Genomic DNA, 392 nt, shown 5'->3' with positions numbered 1-392 from the left:
CAACAGCGGTGTCTCTGGGGGAGTCGCCGCGAAGAGCGAGTCCAGGGCCTCGGACGACAACGACGACAGCCCTCCAAAGAGACGAACGCGGCGCGGCGACTCCTCGAACACTTTCACGGGGAGCCCCGCATCCAGGTAGCCGTGGATGCCTTCCAGAAACGCGATGCTGTTGGCCTCGCGAGCCAGCTCGGTCGCGAGCCGAAAGAGCGCCAGGACCAGGGCATGATGCCGGGGCGCATGGTGGGCGTCCGGGCTCCACGCGACGAAACCGCGCTCTTGGCTCGAATGACGGAGGCGGAAATAGAGGCTGATTCCATCCATCCCGATGACGGCCGAGTCGGTCATCTCCAACGGGGCCAGGCTTGCGACTTCATCGAGGAACTGGCGTCCTC

General features: G+C 65.3%; 1 protein-coding gene. It reads right to left on the bottom strand.

The window, feature by feature from the left end:
• On the bottom strand, positions 1-392 hold a 392-nt coding region (locus tag HUA78_RS45810), incomplete at both ends, for a hypothetical protein (protein ID WP_174479144.1).

The sequence above is a fragment of the Myxococcus sp. CA033 genome (assembly GCF_013336625.1).
Lineage (GTDB): Bacteria > Myxococcota > Myxococcia > Myxococcales > Myxococcaceae > Myxococcus > Myxococcus llanfairpwllgwyngyllgogerychwyrndrobwllllantysiliogogogochensis.
The sequence above is the reverse complement of the archived record's forward strand: the minus strand, read 5'-3'. Positions and strand labels throughout refer to the sequence as shown.